This is a genomic window from Geodermatophilus sp. URMC 64 (assembly GCF_053502555.1).
In genome coordinates, this window is the sequence record NZ_CP199955.1 from 4,590,283 (window position 1) to 4,606,241 (window position 15,959).

Sequence of the window (15,959 nt, forward strand, 5' to 3'; positions counted from 1 at the left end):
TGTCGAGGGCGGGGTGGCCGCGGTCGACGTGACGCCCGTGCTGTCGACACCGTTCGCCACCCTGCTGCACTTCGCCAAACCATCGGTCAGCGGCCAGCCACGGGTCCTGCTCGTCGGGCCCATCTCTGGACACTTCGCCACGCTGCTCGGCCCACGGTCCGCACCCTGCTGGCCGACCACGACGTCCACGTCCTCGACTGGCACAACGCCCGCGACATCCCGCTCGACGAGGGCCGGTTCGGGCTCGACGAGTACATCGACCATGTCATCGACGCCCTCCGGCAGCTCGGACCCGACAGCCACGTGCTGGCGGTCTGCCAGCCGGCGCCGCTCGTCCTTGCCGCTGTGGCCGTGCTCGCGGCCGCCGGCGACGCCGCCGCGCCGCGCAGCCTCACGCTCATCGCCGGGCCGATCGACACGCGAGTCAACCGGAACCGGATCAACAAGAGGGCCCACCGCCATCCGCTGTCTCTGTACGAGAGGCTCCTCATCTCACGGGTCCCCGACCGCTACGCCGGTGCGGGGCGGCGGGTCTACCCCGGGGTCGCCCAGCTGACCGGCTTCATGTCGCTGAACCCGCGCCGGCATCTCGACGCCCACGCGAAGCTCTACCGGGCGCTGGTCTCCGGCGACGTGCAGACGGCGACCACCGTCCGGGACTTCTACGACGAGTACGGCGCAGTCATGGACGTGCCCGCGGAGTTCTAGCTGGAGACCCTGCAGCGGGTCTTCATGGAGCACGACCTCCCTCGCGGGGTCTTCTCCTGGCGTGGGCAGCCCGTGGACCCATCCACCGTCCGAGACACCGGACTGCTCACCGTCGAGGGTGCCCAGGACGACATGTGCTCGCCCGGGCAGACGGAGGCGGCACACCGGCTGTGCACCGGGATCCCGCCGGAGCGCAAGCGCCACCACCTGCAGGACGGCGTCGGGCACTACGGCGTCTTCGCCGGGTCCCGCTGGGAGGCCGAGATCTACCCGGCGATCCGGGGCTTCATCGCCGAGCAGCACGCGCTGCGCCCAGCACCAGCTACCCGGGCCTGAACCGCCGGCCGTACCCGAATGTCGGCTACGTCAGCCTCCCTCGGACCCGGCGCGGGACAGACTGACTCTCGGCATGCCAGCCGCTCCCTGCGCCGTTGACTCCCGCCAGCCACAGGCACGATGGCCCATGCGCGTTGCCGTCTTCGCGGGGTCTCGGACCGGCCCGCCATCGCACTGCCAGGCGGCCGCGGACCTCGGAACCGGACTTGCCCGTGCCGGTGTCGGGATCGTCTACGGCGGTGGGCACGTCGGCCTGATGGGCAGCTTGTCCGACGCCGCGTTGTCTGCCGACGGCGAGGTCATCGGCGTGATACCGCAGGAACTCGTGGACGACGAGCTGGCCCATCCGCGGCTGTCGGAGATCGAGATCGTCATGTCGCTGCACGAGCGCAGGGTCCGCATGGCCGACCTCGCCGATGCGTTCCTGGTACTGCCCGGCGGCGCCGGCACCCTTGCTGAGTTCTTCGACGTCTGGTCGTCGGGGATGCTGGGCCTGCACGCCAAGCCGACAGCTCTGCTGGACGTGGACGGTTGCTGGCGGCCTCTGCTCGCCCAACTACGGCTGCTGTCGGAGGACGGCTACCTCGAGGACCGCTTCCTGGGTGCCCTCGGCGTGGTCAGCAACGCCGCTCGGCTGCTGGCGTTCATCGGCACCTACGAGCACCCTGGGCGCAGACGGAGGTCACCCGGTCACGAGTGACTCACGCAGGGCGGAGGCTGCTGAACAGCGAACGTCGACCGGCGCGTCCGAACCCTCGACGCCGAGGCGCCGCTCGAATGCCCCGACTCAAGCAGTGTCCGCACCCAAGATGAGGGAGACCGGGTCGCTCTGCCTGGCGGTCGGCCAGCTACCCGGCGGATGCCGTGGATCCGAGGCGCGAAGGGAGGATGGTGCGCGCGGACGTCGCGGACTGGCACGCCGGCGCACGTTCGGCGCACCGTTCACGGCCGAGAACGCAAGCGCGCCCACCACGACGTCGGTGATCGTCCCGGCGCTCGACGAGGAACCCACGGTCGGACTGGTCGTTCGCGGTGGCGTCGACGTGCTGGTCGCCCAGGGGCGGCTGGTCGACGAGGTCGTCGTGGACTCCGGCCCGACCGCCGCGAGGCCGCGCGCTCGGGCGGATGCCCAGGACTGTCGTTCAGACCGCGCTGGAGCGGCTGACCGAGGAAGGGGCCCTTACCGAGGCCCGCGTGCGCAGCTGCGAGCCTTTCGGTATCCTCTTCGTCGCGCACATCGTTCGCGGAGCCTTATAGACCGGCACGCACGTCCGCGCACTCGGGTTCCGCGGCTGCGAAGGTGACGGAGGCGGCTGCTGTGTACGTCTGCATCTGCGAGGCCGTGAGCAGCGTGACCGTACGGCAGGTCATCGCCGACGGCGCCAGAACCGTCCGGCAGGTTGCCGAGGCCTGTGGCGCAAGCAGGGACTGCGGACGGTGCGTGGCGCACATCCGGACCTTGCTCGAGGAAGGGCATGGTCCGCGAGCGCGAGGCCGGGTCCGGGTGGCGCCGTGAGCAGGGGCGAGGAGGGTGATCCCACGATGGTGTACCTGGTCACGATCCATCCCGTGAGCGACTACACGCGATGGAAGGCGGAGGTGGACCGATATGAGCCCGCGCTGGCCCGTCTCGGCGTCACCCGGCGCTGGATCTACCGGGGCGCCGACGACCCGGACGACGTCATGACCGTGCTGGAGCTGCCGAGCGTCGGTCACGCCGAGCGGCTGATGAGATCCATGCCGGCCGAGCTACCGGGGTGGATGGAGCGCAGCGGGCTCGAGATCTACCCGACCTTCTTCGTCGGCCAGGAGACCGAGGTTCGGGAATTTCGGCCGCCGTCAGATGCCTGACCTCCGGCCAGCGCCTCCGCCGGTCGGTCGTCCCTCTCGGCGGCGAGCGCCGCCGCGCCCGCGCGTCGAGCTCGTCCGGCGCGACCACGTCGTCGATCGCCCGGCCAGCGCCCGCTCGGCGCCGACGGGACGACCGGCCATGAGCAGGCACGTCACCAACGAGGGCCCGGCCAGCACGGCGCCGGGTCGAGCCACCGGTGTCGATCATCAGCCGTGACCGGTCTCAACAAGGCTGTGCGCAACACGTCGCTCCCCCGCCACCCGACCCCGAGCTGCGTGGTGCCTCGCCCCGAGCAGAACGGTGCCGGTTCGGCGAGACGGTCGCGACCCCGGCCTCGGTGTGTCCTTCGACGAGGCCACGTGCGTCCTCCTCGTCTGCCGGTTCAGACGTCGGTCACCCGGATGCCGGCGTGCACCTTGTACCGACGGTTCACCGACACGAGGTTGATGGTCAGCGCCTCGACCTGCCGGGCGTTGCGCAGCCGGCCCGCGTAGATCCCGCGCAGGCCCGGCAGCCGCCCGGCGAGTGCCTGCACGGTGTCAGTGGCGTCGCGGTCGTCACCGACGACCAGCACGTCCCCGTCCAGGGCCGGCTCGGACAAGTCCTCCAGCAGCACCGCCGACAGGTGGTGGAACGCGCCGACCACCCTCGAATCAGGCAGCAACGCGGCCGCCTGTTGGGCGACCGAGCCCTGCGGCACGTCGATGACGTAGGCGCCCTGCTCGTCGAAGCCCATGGGCACGACGCAATCGACCACGATCTTGCCGGCCAGCGGTGCCGTCAGGTCGGCCAGCGTGGCGGCGTGCCCGCCAAAGGGGACGGCGACTATCACCAGATCCGCCGCACCGGCGACGTCGGTGTTCGACCCGCCGTACACGGACACCTCGCCCCCGCCCGCGGCCACGGACGATGCGCGCTCCGCCACCTCGGCCGCGACGCCCTCGCAGCGTCCGGCGTCCCGGGAGCCGAGAAGAACCCGCTGCCCGGCGGCGGCCAGCCGGACGGCCAGCCCGCGGCCCTGTGGCCCGGTGCCACCCAGAACGCCGACGGTGAGGGAGCTGACGTCGGGCAATTCGCGGGCACGAGGAGCGGCAGCAGCGGCGGTCACCCCCTCATACAATCAGGACACCCTTTGGACGTCAAGCAATGCCTCGCCGACGATTCTGGACTAGGCGGCGTGGCGCTTCCCACGGAGCGTCGCCGTCACCTGCAGCGCGCCGGGTCGGGGCCAGGCGCCGCAGCCGCCCGGCGGGTGACGCGGCACCATCGCGACGTTGTTGGAGGAGAGGGTCTTCGAGTCCGCCCCGAGCGTGGACATCCGCTCACTCGAGCCTTGGTGAATTCGCGGGCCTCTCCGACGTCGTCGTCAGCAGCGCCCCCACTCGTCGGTCGGTCCGCCGCCGATCGTGCCACCGTGGAACGCGCCGCGCTGGTCGGGCACAGGTGCTCGGTCCTCCCCCGGACGCAACTAGGGCCGGATGCGCCAACCCCGTGCGGCTGCACGGCGACGACGCTGCCGTCGTCGACATGCCGGCCGAACTCGTGCCCGAGGACGACCGGCACCCACCCCGGCATGCAGGTCGCTGCCGCAGATTTCCGGCCCGTGGTTACTCGCATCTTCCGACGGCTCGCGAGATTCCGTATACTGAATTCGTGATCATGAATCGCTGCACCACATCTCGTCATCTTGCCGATTTCTCGCGGATCGCCGCCGAACGGCCGGAGCTCAAGCAGGCAGCGGTGGCGCTCTGCGTCACCATGCACGAGGGGGCACCCTCCCTCCTGCTCACCCGCCGGGCGGCCCGGCTGCGCGGCCACGCCGGGCAGTGGGCCCTGCCGGGCGGTCGGCTCAACCCCGGCGAGACCGCGGTCGAGGGGGCGCTCCGCGAGACACAGGAAGAGGTCGGCCTGGAGATCGGCGCGGACGCCGTCCTCGGTGTGCTCGACGACTACGTCACACGGTCGGGCTACGTCATGACGCCGGTCGTCTGCTGGGCCGGTGAGGTGGGCGAGCTCACGCCCGCCGAGGCGGAGGTCGCCGAGGTGCACCAGGTGCCGCTGGCCGACCTCGACGTCGAGCCGCGGTTCATCTCGATCCCGGAGTCCGACGCCCCGGTGATCCAACTGCCGCTGTTCGGCCGGTACGTGCATGCCCCGACGGCAGCGATCATCCACCAGTTCTGCCGGATCGCCTGCCGTGGCGAGGTGCAGCGGGTGGCCGGCTACGAGCAGCCGGTGTTCGCCTGGAGCTGAGCCCGAGGCTGGAGCGACGCGGTCGCGTCAGCCGGTCTCGGGGGTACCGGTCACCCAGAGGGCTGCGACGACGTGCGGCGGACGATGCCGATCCGGTCCGGGGGGCCTTGGCGCCGCCTGCGTGTTTCCGAACCCGCAGGTCCTCGTGCAACAGCGTGCTGCCGCCCGCCCGACCCCACCCAGGCAACTGTTCGTGGTCAGCACAGCCGGGCGGTCGAACCGGGGCAACGACCCGCAGAGAACGCAGACGCCCTCCTCGGAATCGCCGTCGTCAGCCGGCCTGCGCCCAGGCACTCAGCTGTACCGGACCAGGGCGACGACCGGGATCAGCCGGGCCGTCATGGCCTCGTACTCCGCATAGACGGGGTACCGATCCTTGAGCATGACCCACACCCGATCGCGCTCAGCGCCGAAGAGCGGCGCGGCCCGGGCGCCGAACGTTTCGTCTGCGTACTCGACCGTGACCCCAGGCTGCGCGAGGATGTTCAAGAGCCAGTCGGGGTCACGAGCGGCACCGCGGCTGGAGGCGACAACCAGTAGCCTGTCGTCCTCGGCGTGGCACCGCAGGGGAACTGTCCGGCGCTCACCCGTTCGCCGTCCGACGGTGGTCAACAACAGCATCTCGTCGCGGGAGATGAGGCTGCCTAAACCGGCGGCCCCGGCCCGATAGCGCTCGATGACCCGGCGGTCCTGCTCCTTCATGTCCATCACCTGTCCTCGGGTCGACGGCGGCCGGTTGCACCTGCGCTGACCCAACTGCCAAGACCCCGGTGCTCACGACCCGCATGGACGCCTTCCGAGCGACGGTCGACCCCGCGCGCTCGACCGACCGTTCCCGGCAGGCAGGAGCAGCGCGCGGGGTGCACGCCGCGACAGGGTCAGCCCCCGTCGCCCGTCAGCGCCGCAGCACTCCGGCGGCGCAAGCGGGTGAAGTCGCGGTGGCGGATCCGCCAGCCGTCCGGGGTCCGGATGACCCGATCGATGTAGGTCCCGGACCCGGCCCGCCGGTCCGGCAGGATGCCCAGCACCCTGCTGTGCAGCCGGACCGAGTCGCCGTCCACCACACGGATGTTGGTGATGAGGTGCGCCAGGGGGCGCTGCTCACTTCTGTCCATCCACGCCCGGATGGCCTCGAGGCCGCACAGCGGCTCCACCCCGATGTCGGTCAAGTCGAAGACGGCGTCCTCGGTGAATACGCTGGCCAGACCCGGCCAGTCGCAGGCGTCGATGAGGTCCCCGTACCGTGCGGCGAGCTCGTGCAGCTCCATGCGGTCGGCGGTGGTCAGCGGCACCCGGTTCCCCTCCGAAGGGTCATATCCATATCCGTATGCATTCGACGAGGGGCGCTCTCCGCGCGGCAGATCGCCGACCACCTCCGTCACAAGTGGCAGGCAGTCCTCGAAGCGGTCACGCGGCGGCGAGGGCCTCGTCCTAGCCGGCCCCGGCCGCGAGAAGCTTGCGGTACGGCATCAGCTGCTTGATCGCGGCGAAGCCGATGACCGACTGGAGCAGGCCGTCGCCGCCGGTCAGTGCGACGAAGGCGCCGTCGAGGTCGCCGTGGACGACCCGCAACTCGTCCTGTGGCCGCACCCGACCGAAGACCTGTAGCCGTCCGCCGAGCTGATCGGTCCAGACGTATGGCGCGGAGTCGTGGACCGTAGGCGTGCCGGTCAGGTTGGCCGCGACCACCCCGGCGGTCTCGATCGCGTTCGTCCAGTGCTCGACCCGCACGTCCTCGCGATAGCGCGGATGCCGCCACCGGGCGACGTCGCCCACCGCGTAGACCCTGTGGGCGCCGGCGGCCGCGAGGTGCTGGTCGCATACCACGCCATCGCGCAGGTCCAGTCCGGAGTCCGCCAGCCATGCGGTCTCCGGGACGGTGCCGAGCCCGAGGACGACGACGTCGGCCCGCAGCAGGGTGCCGTCGATCAGGCGCACGCCTTCCACGCGGTCGGTGCCCTCGATGGCGGCGACGGCCGACCCCAGCCGCAGGTCGACGCCGGCCGCGACGTGCCGGCGGGTGAGCGCGGCACCGATCTGCGGCCCCAGGCCGCGCACCATGAGGCTGGGTAGCGGTTCCACGATCGTCACCTCGTGGCCGAGGCCGCGCAGCGTCCACGCCACCTCCGCGCCGATGAATCCGCCGCCGACGACGACGACGCGGCCGCCTGCGGCGCAGGCGGATCGGATCGCCGCCGCGTCGGTGGCCGACCGCAGGACGAACACGCCGGGTCGCGGCTCGAGCTCGGGCAGGGTGCGCGGCGTGGATCCCGTCGCGATCACGAGCGCGTCGAATGCCAGGCTGTCGCCACCGTGCAGGGCGAGCCGACGAGCCTCGAGGTCCAGGTCGGTGGCGCGGTCGGTCACCAGCCGCACGCCCAGCTCGGCCAGCGCCTCCCCGCTGATCAGCGCGGGCGCCTCCGTGCCGGTATCGGCGAGGAACCCCTTGGACAGCGGCGGCCGGTCGGCCGCCACGCCGTCCGGCGCACCCCGCTCCTCCCCCACCAGCAAGATCTCCGCGTCACTGCCCTTGCGCCGCAGGGCCTGGACGGTGCGGACACCGGCGAGGGACGCGCCGACGACGAGGATGCGCTCCGCCATGACCGATCCTTTCGTGCTCGTTCTCATCCGCGTGTCCGCTAGCCGCCGTCCGCGTGGCATGGCGACCCGGTCACCAAGCCGGCCCGATCGGAGGCGAGGAAGGCCACCACCTCGGCGACCTCCTCGGCTGTCCCCGCCGGCGCAGCGGATGCTGGCGACCAAGGGAGTCCCGCTGTTCCGGCGGGGTGCGGGTCCTGCGCAGCATCAGTCACCGTCTGCCAGGCGTCGAGGGGCGGTCCGTGAGCGGCGCCCGACCCTCCCGGCGCCCCGGAGGGCGCCGACGGGATCGGCTCCCACCCCGGGTGCACCCTGGTCCTCCTGTCGCGGAGGAGCAACCGCTCGCCTCCCCTGACCCTCGGTTCGGCCCACCGGTCCGGAGGACTACGACAAGGTCAGCCAGAGCTCGTGCGGAGCACGAGGGTTGCCCGAGTACGTGAGCGGCTTCCCCGCCTGGAGCTGGTAGTCCGGGACCCGCTCGTGCCATACCTGGAGGGCGGTCTGGAGCTCCAGCCGGGCCAGGTGCGAACCGAGGCATCGGTGGAACCCGGCGGCGAAGGCGATGTGCGGGTTGGGCTTGCGCTCGAAGTCCACCCGCAGGGGCTCCTCGAATGCCTTCGGGTCGAGGTTCGCCGTGTGCCAGTTGATCTGCATCCACGAGCCGGCGGGGATCGTCGTGCCGCTCGGCAGGTCCAGATCGGCGCGAGCGATCCTCTGCCCCTGCAGGACCGGGCTCTCGAAACGCAGCAGTTCTTCCACGGCACTCGTGATGAGCTCAGGGTTCTGCACCAGCTTGGTCCGGTCCTCGGGGTGCCGCGCGAGGTAGCTGAGGAAGCAGGCGAGCGACGAAGCCACCGTGTCCAGACCGGCGACCATGAAGAGACCCAAGATGTCCAGCATCTCCTCGCGGCTGAGTCGGTGACCGTCAACCTCCGCGGCGAGCAGCCAGCCGATGATGTCCTCTTTCTGCTCCGTCGTCTTCTCCCGCTCGTCCAGCTCACGGGTGAAGTAGGCCTGGATCCAGGCGACGGCCTCGCTCCGAAGGGTCGCGAATTCGTCCGCGCTCAAGCCGACCATCGACGGCTCGGCAGCTAGCGACACACGCTTGAACCTCAGGAAGTCGCTGACGTCATCCATCGGCAGCCCCATGATCGACAGGAAGATCGTCGACGGCAGCGGCTCGCACCAGCGGGAGATCGCCTCGACCTGTCCCTCGTTGATGAAGTCATCGATCAGCGAGTTCGCCTGCTCACGAACGCGGTCCGCCAGCGGAGCGACCCGCGCAGCTGTGAAGACCGGCTCGAGCAGGCGCCGGTACTTCTTGTGCTCGGCCCCGTCCAGACCCAACGGGATGGCGGGGCGATCGCTGCCGAGATACTTGAACCCCTGCTCGACCTGGGGGTGCTTGGTGACATAGCGGATGTCGTCGCGCGTCTGGATCGCGTAGAAGTCACCGATCTTCCGGACCGGCTGGTGGACCACCAGGTCGCGCAGCATGTCCTGGGGCTGCGGCGAGGCCATGGCCGCCGCAAGCTCCGCCTCGGCGAAGGGCTGAGTCATGATCGCGTAGATCATCCGCATCTGCTCGTCCATCGACAACTGCGGGGTGGCCTCGTCCTTCGGCAGCTCGGTGCTGGTCATCCAATCCTCCCGGGACACGTGCGGGCGCGCGGTCTTGCCGCGCGCTCCGGTCCGACGCCTGCCCACGCGCTCATCGAGTGACTTCTGGCGATGTCGCTCAATGCCTCTCCGATCACCACATCCACCTCGTGGTCCGCGGAACCCGCGAGACGGAGCGGTGTGAGCGTGTGGGGCACCATCGGCTTGTACTGGGTATACTCATGTGGGAGAGGTCACTTCCGCAAGAGTCATGTGAGCGGCGCCCACGAAAACCCGGTTTCCGCATAGGGTGCCCGGATATCTCGGGCGACCGAGGGATCTGCGGTTACGCGGCCGAGCCGCCTCGATCGCCGAGGACGCCTGTACGGCGATCCCCCACCCGCGCGCAGACCGGGGACGGCGATGGCTCCTGCCGCACCTCGTGTGCGGCCTTCACCGAGTCCCGCGCCGGACGCCGGAGCTAGAAGCCCGCCCCACACGAGCACCCGATCGTCGAGCGGGTCATCGCCGACCTCGGACGTGGTCCGCTGCGCCTATCTCCCGTCGGGCGCCTTCGCAGCGACATCCCCCTGGCCGGCCCACCCGCGAAGGCTTCACACCGCAACCGCCCGCGCTCAGTTCGTCGCCGTCCCCCGCCCGGCTGGCCCGGCCCGTCTGCCGGCTGCCGTCTGCACCCACCCGCGCGACGACCCTGGCAGGCCGCCCGGAACCAGCCATGGATGCCACCTACGGGCGCCGCGCCGGCCCCACCACCGACCCCGCATGACCCGGACCGGGACCAGCAAAGAAATGCCCCACCGCTCAGTGGCTCACCCACGCCACCCCCCGCGATCAGATCAGCGGTTCAACGAACCGACGCGTCGGAGGGTGGATCGACGATCAGCCCTGCGTCACTCGAGAACGATGGCTCCCTCGGGACACTCCTCGGCAGCCAGGCGGAGCGCTTGCTCCGATTCTGGACTCACCACTTCGGTGACGGGCCGGCCATAGCCCTCATCGTTCGGCTGGAACAGCTCAGGGGCAGTGGCATAGCACCTACCGTGACCACTGCAACGTCCTTCGTCGACGAACACCTTCATCGTTGCCTCCCGCTTGTTCCAGGGTGACGGCGGAGCCACGTCGGTCGCGCGGTGTTCCAGCTCTCTGCCTCGGCGGAACTCGGACCGGCGCGCTCCCGAGTAAAGCAGCCATGGTCGACGCTGTCGACAGCTACGGCCGCATTGAGTGCACGGAGTCGCACACCACTCGCCGGCCAGCCGATGGCGCCACATGCCCCGCGATGACCCCGAGCCGCCGTGGCTGCCCGGGCTCCGTTCGCTATCGCGGACGCATGGAAGCCCCTGCCGAGTGGAGCGGTGGGCTGGTTTCCCCAAGCCTCATCGGGCGAGCGGCTGGTTGCAGGCGAGCGCGTTCAGTGTACCTTTTGGGGGCGGTTACGCTCCGCGCCGTCAGCGCAGACGGCGCTTCGACGGCGAGGAGACCCTGCATGGTCGCGGCCACCGACGAGGAGCTGCTGGAACGGCTCCCCGATCTCCTGATCACGCACGACAACAAGGAGTTCTACCGGGGACTGCTCGAGAAGGAGCTCCGCCTCGGCTGGTGCGCCGATTGCGGCAGGTGGCACCACCCGCCCAAGCCCGTGTGCGCCGAATGCTGGTCGACGAACGTGTGTGCCACCCCGGTCAGCGGCCGGGGCACGGTGCACCTCCTGATCTGGTTGCGCCAGGGCCCTCCGGCGGAGGGGGTCGACTACTCCACTCCCCACCCTGTGGCGACCGTGGAGCTGGAGGAACAGGCCGGGCTGCGCTTCACCAGCACCGTGATGGACGTGACGATGGACGACCTCGCCATCGGGGACGCCGTGGAGCTGGCCTGGGTCGAACGCTCCGGCGCGCCATACCCCGTGTTCCGGAAGACGCGGCCGTCCCGCTCCGGCCGCTGAGCCTGCGCCACCACACGAAGAAGGCAGGACAGATGGCGCGCAACCCCATCAAGGACCAGATCGCCATCGTGGGTGTCGGGTCGACCGGCTTCTCCCGCGACTCCGGCCGCCAGTCCCGCGACTCGCTCGCCGCGAGGGCCGCTATCGCGGCGATCGAGGACGCAGGGCTGTCCAAGGCCGACATCGACGGGGTCTGCGGCACCACGCCGAGCGCGGCGCGGATGGTGTCCCTGCTCGGACTGCCGGAGGTCACGCACTACACCAATCAGCCCAGCCCCATGGTGTTCACCATCGTCGACGCGATGAACGCCGTGTTCTCCGGCTCGGCGGACACCGTGCTGGCATACCACTCGGTGTACCGCAGCCCGGCCGTCTCACGGTCGGCCGCGGCCGACCCGTTCCGGCGCAACCTCGGCTGGGGTGGCGAGCCGGCGGGGCGACACTGGCGCACGGACCCGGAGTCTGTCGAGGGCGCGGTCGGGTACACGGCCTGGGCCAGTCGGTACTTCAAGGAGTACGGCGCCAAGCGCGAGCACCTCGGGTACGTGGCGATCAACGGCCGGACGAACGCGGCGGGCAACCCGCTCGCGGCCATGCGGGAACCGCTGTCCATGAAGGACTACCTCGGCGCACGGATGATCCGCGACCCGCTGTGCATCCTCGACATGGATGTGCCGGTCGACGGGGCGGACGCGTTCGTGATCACCACGGCCGAGCGCGCCGGCGACCTGACCGACCACCCCGTGCTCATCCACGCCGCGACGTCAGGGATCGTCGCCAAGAACGAGGAGGACCAAACACCCGGACTGCACCACCACGGCCAGCACGTCGTGGTGAAAGAGCTTCGGGAGAAGAGCGACATCCGGATCCCGGACGTGGACCTCTACTTCCCCTACGACGGCTTCAGCTTCCTCACCCTGGCCTGGATGGAGAACGTCGGATGGTGCGGTCCGGGCGAGGCCGGCGCGTTCATCGAGAGCCACTGGGACAAGGACGCGAACCGGATCATGATCGACGGCCGGATCCCGGTGAACCCGCACGGCGGTGCGCTGTCCGAGGGAGGGACGCAGGGGTCGGGCCACATCCGCGAGGCGGTCCTGCAACTGCGTGGCGACGCCGGTGCGCGGCAGGTCGCCGACGCGCGCACCGCGTTCCTCACCCCTGGCGGCTTCTTCTACAACGCGCAGGGGCTGGTGCTGCGGCGCGACTGAGGCACGCGCCGTCGGCCGCTCAGGCACCCGCGGGTACGGCGCCCGCTCGGTCGGCGACGGGGGTCAAGGGCGCCAGCGCCGACATCCGTCGGTCGCCCGACGGAGCCGGCGACGCGACGGTGGGCGACCCAGGGGCGGCCCACCGTCGCGTCGATCAGGCGTTGGCGGGAGGTTCGCCGATGTGCGGAAAGAGGTCGAGGAAGGCCCCGATGGTGACTCGGTGGCGCACCGCTTCCGGCACATCGTCGAAGAGCTCGTGCAGCGTCTTCTGCGTGTGTCCGTAGGTGCCCTCCAGGTGCGGGTAGTCGCTACCGAACATGACGTTCTGATAGCCCATGCCCATCACCGTCTGCACCGCCGTCTCGTCATGCTGGAACGAGACGTACACCTGCCGGTAGATGAATTCCTTCGGCGCCATGGACAGGACGGGCCGCACGAACATCGAGTGCTGCCGGTAGCCCTCGTTCATCCGGTCACCGAGGAAGGGCGCCCAGGCGGCACCGCCTTCGGAGACCAGGACCTTGAGGGTGGGGTGACGGTCCAGTGCTCCGCCGGCGATCAGCTGCGTGACCGCCCGCTGACCGCCGTAGGTCGTGTCCACGTAGTTGAGGACCGCGCCGCCCGGACCCCGGAACATCACGGTCTCGCCGTCGGTGCCGATGTGGATCGAGAGAACCATCCCGGTCTCCTCGACCGCCTGCCACAGCGGCTCCCACTCGTCGTTGTTCCAGGTGGGGCGGCTGAGCGGCGGCACGGTGGGGATGAAGACGGCGTGGAAGCCGGTGTCCGCCAGCCGATGGACCTCGGCGACCGCGTCCTCGACACGCAGCAGCGGCAGGGTGCCGGTGGCGATCAGCCGGTCGGGCGCGACGTCCTGGATCTCGGCCTTCGCCCAGTCGTTGAGCGCCTTCGCGCCCTCCGCCACCAGCACGGGGTCCTTGATCATGTTGGCCCACATGCCCAGCGACGGGAAGACCACCTCGCCCCAGATGCCCTCCTGGTCCAGGTCCTTCAGCCGCTCGCGGGTGTTGCCGGAACCCGGCGGACGCGTCGACAGCGTCATGATGTCCTCGCCCGCAAACTCGCCGTCCTTGATCGGCTTGGGCAGTGGACGACGCATCGACTCCCCGTCGATGTACACGGTTTCCCAGCCGTCCTCCTTGACCGACCGCGGCATCCGCTCAGCGAGGGCCGGCGGCAGGATCTGCTGGAACAGGTCCTGCGGCTCGAGGAAGTGCGAGTCTCCGGAGTGTGCCCAGATCTTCTTCTGCATCGGTTCCCTGCCTTTGGTGAGAGTGGGACGGTGAGACCGCCGTCAACGGTTGAGCGCCTCGCGCCCATGAGGATACGTCGTTTAGTACACTCAACCAAGACCGCTGGACTGATGACGAGGAGTTCCGATGTTCGACGACCACGACGAAGAGGTCATGGGTGAGCCGACCTTCGAACTGCGCCTGAAGGATGGGGAGCCTCAGGTGAGTGGCTGCTACTTCATGCATCCCGTGCTCCAGGTGCTGGACGCCCGTTGGGACGAGGACCGGCCGGGGCGCATTCTCGTGACGGCTTCCGACGGGAGCCGGTGGTGCGCCGACGGGGTCCACCGCCGCGGCACGGTGAATGTGACACTCAAGCCCGTCGACGCCTGAGCTGACCTCAAGGCCCGGGTCAGACCTGCCAGTCGACCCGGGTGGGGTCGGAATACCTTCGCCGCGCTTCGGCCTGCGCGGCTCCGGGGGCCCATCGGGCAGGGTCCTCCGATTCGAGACGAAGGTCGGGCGCGAAGGTCGGCGTCCGGAACACCAGGGGGAACACCTGTGGCGGAGGACGGAACGCCGGCGGACACGGAGGCGGCCCACGGTGCGCCGAAGACTCCCCGGTGGTGGACGGAGCGGGTCATCCCCGTGCCCCCCGCCGGCTACGCCGAGATGATCGAGGCAGTGCGCACCCTGCAGGACCGGGTGGCAGCTGCGGTACCGGACGCGGACCTGGTCAGCGACGTGACCACGTGCCTCCTGCACGCCGCGGAACTGTTGGGACCTGCGGAACGGGACGAGTGGTATCGGCTCAGCGGTGTCCTGGAGGACGTCCCCGGCCGCGGGTCGGCGCTGATCCCGGTGCTCGAGGACGTCGAGAGCGACCCGACGTCGCTGCGGGGACGGGTGCGCTTCCGGCCGTTCCACCTCGGCGGCAACGGAGCGGCGCACGGCGGGGCGGTCCCCCTGCTGTTCGACGACGTCCTGGGTCGCTTCGCCAACGCGTACGGTCGGCCCCTCTCCCGCACGGCCTACCTGCACGTGAACTACCGGAGCATCACGCCCGTCGGACGTGATCTCGTGCTCGAGGTCACTTTCGAACGGGAGGAGGGTCGCAAGCGGTACGTGTCTGGGGTGCTGCGCGACGGGGACACGATCTGCGCCGATGCCGCGGGGCTGTTCGTGGAACTGCGCGTCGGACAGCCGTGACCCCCTCTGCACGCTGATCAGCAGCCGGTCCACCGACCGGCCCGCCACGGTCGCCGTGATCGGGCGGACCTGCACAACACCTCCGTCGTCCACCACGACGTCGAGTCGCCCGACATCACCAGCTCGACGGCGAAGGCCCCCGGGGTCACACCAGCCGGCCGGTCACACCTTGGTGGCGCCCTGGTCCACGGTGAGCTGCGTTCCGGTGACCGCGCGCGAGAGGTCGGATGCCAAATACACGACCGCGTCCGACAGGTCGTTCGGCTCCGCAACCGGCAGGGCCGGCAGCAGACTCCCGAAGAGCAGCCCGTAGGACGGATGCTCAGCGAGCACCTTCTCCAGGGTCGGATCCTCGGCCATCGGTGTCGCCACGCCCCAGGGATGCACCGAGTTGACGCGGATGCCGTACTCCCCCAGTTCGATCGCAGCGGTCTTGGTCAGCCCGACGACGCCATGCTTGGCCGCGCTGTAGTGGCCTTGCGCAGGCAGCGACTTGATACCGGCGACCGAGCTGATCGTGATGATCGACCCTCCGTTCCCGGCGGCGAGCATGTGCGGCACGGCCGCCCGCAGCGTCCGCCAGACACCGGTCAGGTTGATGTCGATCATCGTCTGCCACTGCTCCTCCGACATCTCCCAGAACCTGTTCCAGTTGGAGATCCCCGCATTGGCGACGACGACGTCCAGCCGCCCTCCTAGCTCCGGCACCGCCTCGGCCAGCAGCCGGTCGAGTGCGGCGGAGTCCCGCACGTCCATCTGCCGGGCCACGATCCTTCGACCTTCGGCCTCGACCAGTCTGGTGGTCTCCGCGAGGTCGTCCGGTGTCGCGGGTGGGTAGGTGTTCTCCGCCGCCACCGGAGCGGCGACGTCGATCGCGACGATGTCCGCGCCTTCGCGGGCCAGCCGCACGGCATGGCTGCGACCCTGGCCCCGTGCTGCGCCGGTGATGAACGCGACCTTCCCCTGCAACAACATGA

Annotated in this window: 18 protein-coding genes and 1 pseudogene; 9 read left to right on the forward strand and 10 right to left on the reverse strand. The window is 70.2% G+C overall.

Translation table 11 applies throughout. From position 1 onward, the window contains the following. Positions 1 to 351: 351 nt before the first annotated feature. From ACWIYF_RS22365 to ACWIYF_RS22380, 4 genes and pseudogenes are all read left to right on the forward strand, one after another. Positions 352 to 1,044 (forward strand): annotated as a pseudogene (locus ACWIYF_RS22365) (hypothetical protein). A 127-nt stretch (positions 1,045 to 1,171) separates the two neighbouring features. Then, the gene (locus ACWIYF_RS22370) at positions 1,172 to 1,744 is read left to right on the forward strand and encodes an LOG family protein (protein ID WP_448628788.1); all 573 of its coding nucleotides are present in this window, start codon (positions 1,172 to 1,174) and stop codon (positions 1,742 to 1,744) included. A gap of 618 nt (positions 1,745 to 2,362) precedes the next feature. Continuing rightward, positions 2,363 to 2,560, forward strand: coding sequence for a (2Fe-2S)-binding protein (locus tag ACWIYF_RS22375; RefSeq protein WP_448625022.1), 198 nt, complete (start codon positions 2,363 to 2,365; stop codon positions 2,558 to 2,560). Next, entirely contained in the window at positions 2,557 to 2,895 is a 339-nt protein-coding gene (locus ACWIYF_RS22380) for a hypothetical protein (RefSeq protein ID WP_448625023.1), read from the forward strand. The genes ACWIYF_RS22375 and ACWIYF_RS22380 overlap by 4 nt, the downstream gene beginning before the upstream one ends. Positions 2,896 to 3,278: 383 nt before the next feature. Here ACWIYF_RS22380 and npdG read toward each other — a convergent pair whose 3' ends face one another. Next, entirely contained in the window at positions 3,279 to 4,004 is a 726-nt protein-coding gene (gene npdG / locus ACWIYF_RS22385; protein ID WP_448625024.1) for an NADPH-dependent F420 reductase, read from the reverse strand. Between the two features lie 60 nt (positions 4,005 to 4,064). After that, positions 4,065 to 4,214 (reverse strand): hypothetical protein, encoded by a 150-nt coding sequence (locus ACWIYF_RS22390; RefSeq protein ID WP_448625025.1) that lies wholly within the window; start codon positions 4,212 to 4,214, stop codon positions 4,065 to 4,067. Between the two features lie 341 nt (positions 4,215 to 4,555). Here ACWIYF_RS22390 and ACWIYF_RS22395 point away from each other — a divergent pair, with 341 nt between their 5' ends. Then, complete coding sequence (locus ACWIYF_RS22395; protein ID WP_448628789.1) at positions 4,556 to 5,149, forward strand: NUDIX hydrolase; 594 nt, start codon at positions 4,556 to 4,558, stop codon at positions 5,147 to 5,149. Between the two features lie 294 nt (positions 5,150 to 5,443). Here ACWIYF_RS22395 and ACWIYF_RS22400 read toward each other — a convergent pair whose 3' ends face one another. The 6 genes from ACWIYF_RS22400 to ACWIYF_RS22425 all read right to left on the reverse strand — a co-directional run bounded on the left by ACWIYF_RS22400 (position 5,444) and on the right by ACWIYF_RS22425 (position 10,446). Next, positions 5,444 to 5,851, reverse strand: a complete 408-nt coding sequence (locus ACWIYF_RS22400; RefSeq protein ID WP_448625026.1) for a nitroreductase/quinone reductase family protein — start codon at positions 5,849 to 5,851, stop codon at positions 5,444 to 5,446. Between the two features lie 176 nt (positions 5,852 to 6,027). Beyond that, positions 6,028 to 6,441 (reverse strand): nuclear transport factor 2 family protein, encoded by a 414-nt coding sequence (locus ACWIYF_RS22405; protein WP_448625027.1) that lies wholly within the window; start codon positions 6,439 to 6,441, stop codon positions 6,028 to 6,030. A gap of 139 nt (positions 6,442 to 6,580) precedes the next feature. Next, complete coding sequence (locus ACWIYF_RS22410) at positions 6,581 to 7,750, reverse strand: NAD(P)/FAD-dependent oxidoreductase (RefSeq protein ID WP_448625028.1); 1,170 nt, start codon at positions 7,748 to 7,750, stop codon at positions 6,581 to 6,583. A 38-nt stretch (positions 7,751 to 7,788) separates the two neighbouring features. Then, entirely contained in the window at positions 7,789 to 8,058 is a 270-nt protein-coding gene (locus tag ACWIYF_RS22415; RefSeq protein WP_448625029.1) for an SDR family oxidoreductase, read from the reverse strand. 73 nt (positions 8,059 to 8,131) lie between these two features. Continuing rightward, positions 8,132 to 9,388: a cytochrome P450 gene (locus ACWIYF_RS22420; protein WP_448625030.1), complete on the reverse strand. Its 1,257-nt coding sequence runs from the start codon at positions 9,386 to 9,388 to the stop codon at positions 8,132 to 8,134. A gap of 869 nt (positions 9,389 to 10,257) precedes the next feature. Next, positions 10,258 to 10,446: a ferredoxin gene (locus ACWIYF_RS22425; protein WP_448625031.1), complete on the reverse strand. Its 189-nt coding sequence runs from the start codon at positions 10,444 to 10,446 to the stop codon at positions 10,258 to 10,260. A gap of 407 nt (positions 10,447 to 10,853) precedes the next feature. Between ACWIYF_RS22425 and ACWIYF_RS22430 the strand changes: the two genes are divergently transcribed. After that, entirely contained in the window at positions 10,854 to 11,309 is a 456-nt protein-coding gene (locus ACWIYF_RS22430) for a Zn-ribbon domain-containing OB-fold protein (RefSeq protein ID WP_448625032.1), read from the forward strand. Positions 11,310 to 11,341: 32 nt separating this feature from the next. Further along, positions 11,342 to 12,520: a thiolase C-terminal domain-containing protein gene (locus ACWIYF_RS22435; RefSeq protein ID WP_448625033.1), complete on the forward strand. Its 1,179-nt coding sequence runs from the start codon at positions 11,342 to 11,344 to the stop codon at positions 12,518 to 12,520. A gap of 154 nt (positions 12,521 to 12,674) precedes the next feature. Here ACWIYF_RS22435 and ACWIYF_RS22440 read toward each other — a convergent pair whose 3' ends face one another. Continuing rightward, a complete protein-coding gene (locus ACWIYF_RS22440; protein ID WP_448625034.1) occupies positions 12,675 to 13,793 on the reverse strand; it encodes an amidohydrolase family protein in 1,119 nt (372 codons plus the stop codon). Positions 13,794 to 13,920: 127 nt separating this feature from the next. Between ACWIYF_RS22440 and ACWIYF_RS22445 the strand changes: the two genes are divergently transcribed. Further along, the gene (locus tag ACWIYF_RS22445) at positions 13,921 to 14,166 is read left to right on the forward strand and encodes a hypothetical protein (RefSeq protein WP_448625035.1); all 246 of its coding nucleotides are present in this window, start codon (positions 13,921 to 13,923) and stop codon (positions 14,164 to 14,166) included. 255 nt (positions 14,167 to 14,421) lie between these two features. Continuing rightward, on the forward strand, positions 14,422 to 14,982 hold the full coding sequence (locus ACWIYF_RS22450) for a hotdog domain-containing protein (protein WP_448625036.1): 561 nt from the start codon (positions 14,422 to 14,424) through the stop codon (positions 14,980 to 14,982). Positions 14,983 to 15,144: 162 nt separating this feature from the next. Here ACWIYF_RS22450 and ACWIYF_RS22455 read toward each other — a convergent pair whose 3' ends face one another. Continuing rightward, a complete protein-coding gene (locus ACWIYF_RS22455) occupies positions 15,145 to 15,957 on the reverse strand; it encodes a mycofactocin-coupled SDR family oxidoreductase (protein ID WP_448625037.1) in 813 nt (270 codons plus the stop codon). Positions 15,958 to 15,959 lie beyond the last annotated feature (2 nt).

What these genes read in the sequence shown, in the direction of transcription:
- ACWIYF_RS22370 (WP_448628788.1), top strand. Translation starts at nt 1,172, where the DNA reads ATGCGCGTTGCCGTCTTCGCGGGGTCTCGGACCGGCCCGCCATCGCAC.
- ACWIYF_RS22390 (WP_448625025.1), bottom strand. Translation starts at nt 4,214, where the DNA reads ATGTCCACGCTCGGGGCGGACTCGAAGACCCTCTCCTCCAACAACGTC.
- ACWIYF_RS22430 (WP_448625032.1), top strand. Translation starts at nt 10,854, where the DNA reads ATGGTCGCGGCCACCGACGAGGAGCTGCTGGAACGGCTCCCCGATCTC.
- ACWIYF_RS22435 (WP_448625033.1), top strand. Translation starts at nt 11,342, where the DNA reads ATGGCGCGCAACCCCATCAAGGACCAGATCGCCATCGTGGGTGTCGGG.
- ACWIYF_RS22420 (WP_448625030.1), bottom strand. Translation starts at nt 9,388, where the DNA reads ATGACCAGCACCGAGCTGCCGAAGGACGAGGCCACCCCGCAGTTGTCG.
- ACWIYF_RS22395 (WP_448628789.1), top strand. Translation starts at nt 4,556, where the DNA reads ATGAATCGCTGCACCACATCTCGTCATCTTGCCGATTTCTCGCGGATC.
- ACWIYF_RS22455 (WP_448625037.1), bottom strand. Translation starts at nt 15,957, where the DNA reads ATGTTGTTGCAGGGGAAGGTCGCGTTCATCACCGGCGCAGCACGGGGC.
- ACWIYF_RS22400 (WP_448625026.1), bottom strand. Translation starts at nt 5,851, where the DNA reads ATGAAGGAGCAGGACCGCCGGGTCATCGAGCGCTATCGGGCCGGGGCC.
- ACWIYF_RS22440 (WP_448625034.1), bottom strand. Translation starts at nt 13,793, where the DNA reads ATGCAGAAGAAGATCTGGGCACACTCCGGAGACTCGCACTTCCTCGAG.
- ACWIYF_RS22410 (WP_448625028.1), bottom strand. Translation starts at nt 7,750, where the DNA reads ATGGCGGAGCGCATCCTCGTCGTCGGCGCGTCCCTCGCCGGTGTCCGC.
- ACWIYF_RS22425 (WP_448625031.1), bottom strand. Translation starts at nt 10,446, where the DNA reads ATGAAGGTGTTCGTCGACGAAGGACGTTGCAGTGGTCACGGTAGGTGC.
- ACWIYF_RS22445 (WP_448625035.1), top strand. Translation starts at nt 13,921, where the DNA reads ATGTTCGACGACCACGACGAAGAGGTCATGGGTGAGCCGACCTTCGAA.